This is a genomic window from Burkholderia sp. Se-20378 (assembly GCF_017104665.1).
In the GTDB taxonomy this organism is placed as follows: Bacteria; Pseudomonadota; Gammaproteobacteria; order Burkholderiales; family Burkholderiaceae; genus Burkholderia; species Burkholderia lata.
In genome coordinates this window covers 1-681 of record NZ_JAAGPG010001182.1, presented here as the reverse complement: position 1 = coordinate 681, position 681 = coordinate 1, and the positions used below count along the sequence as shown (strand labels likewise).

Below are 681 nucleotides of genomic sequence, written 5' to 3'. Positions count from 1 at the left end.
GCCACGGCGCCCCGCCGTTCACGCGCAGCAACGCGGTCGCGACGATCGGCGTGAGGCCGCTCGCGAAGATGCCCGACACCTGGTAGACGAACGAGATGCCCGTGTAACGCACGTTCGCGTCGAACAGCTCCGCGAACAGCGCGGCTTCCGGCCCGTACGCCATCGCGTAGAAGATCCCGAACGGGATCACCAGCGCGAGCCACACGGCGAGCAGGTTGGTCGACTGCGTCTGCAGCAGCCAGAACGCGGGCAGCACCGACAGCCCGCACAGCGTCGCGCCCCACCGGTACACGCGTGCGCGGCCGAGGCGGTCCGACAGGCTGCCGAACACGGGGATGAACACGCACATCACGACCGCCGCACTCATCACGCCGAGCAGCGCGTCGCCGCGCGAGATCGACAGGTTGCGCGTCATGTAGCCGATCGAGAACACCGCGAACACGTTGAAGAACACGCCGTCGATATAGCGTGCCCCCATCCCGAGCAGGATCGCCTGACGATAGTTGGCGAGCAGCTCGACGACCGGCAGCTTCGTATCGCGCCGCTGGCGCTTGAGCGCGACGAACTCGGGCGTATCGGCCACGCGCGTGCGGATGTAAAAACCGACCGCTACCAGCAGCAGCGACGCCGCGAACGCGACGCGCCAGCCCCACGCGAGGAACGCGGCGTCCGGCAGCGCAC

1 protein-coding gene is annotated in these 681 nt (G+C 68.4%); it reads right to left on the bottom strand.

Going from position 1 to position 681, the window contains the following annotated elements:
* Positions 1 to 681 (bottom strand): MFS transporter (locus G3N93_RS40880; RefSeq protein WP_206135619.1); only part of this gene is annotated, 681 nt, incomplete at both ends.